1 pseudogene is annotated in these 713 nt (G+C 32.5%); it reads left to right on the top strand.

What is annotated here, in order from left to right:
• A pseudogene (locus tag ACLBXA_RS29395) lies at positions 1–373 on the top strand (IMP dehydrogenase); the annotation flags it as partial.
• Positions 374–713 lie beyond the last annotated feature (340 nt).

The raw sequence follows: 713 nt of genomic DNA, 5'->3' as shown, positions 1-713 counted from the left end.
CTTAAAAGTAACAGGTGGCACGGTATATGTAAGTGTACAAAGTGAGAATGAGTTAGAAAGTGCTCGTACAGCGGTGAAATATGAATCACAAGTAACGGCGGAGCCAGTAGGTGGAAATATTGTTGTTTTAAATAATGACGGAGCGGCTGATATTGTTAGAGTGACTGGTTTAACAGCAGGTGATAAGGTAAGTGTATATAATGAAGAGACAGTCCAAGAAGCAATTGGAACAGCAACGGTAGCAGAAAATAAAACGGCGGTAAATGTTGTAATCCCTCAATTAGGAGAAGTAGCAGGAAAAATCTATGTAAGTGTTACAAAAGTAAATAAAGATGAAAGTAAACGTGTTGCAATAAATTATATTGCTGAGTAATTCGTGCAGTTAATGAATTAGATGGAATAAAGGAAAGTGCACTAGTAAATAGTTGGCTAACTATTTACTAGTAGCACTTTTTTATTTAATAAATAATTTTTAAATAGAAAAATAGTTTGTTAATAACGATTTTTAGGATGGTAGGTGTAAATAGTCTGTGAAAAAATACTTAATAGTATATTTTAGATTAAGGGAAGAAAATATAATTATTTCTAAGTTATATTAAAAAAGAGCGTTTGAAAAGTTGAAGTGACCCCTAAAAGTTAGACACGGTTATTTCATTAGGCAGCTTGATAAAAGTGAGTCCGGTATTGTACCGGGCTCATTTTTAATTTTTCCT

This window comes from Bacillus sp. D48C, from assembly GCF_053345735.1.
The sequence above is the reverse complement of the archived record's forward strand: the minus strand, read 5'-3'. Positions and strand labels throughout refer to the sequence as shown.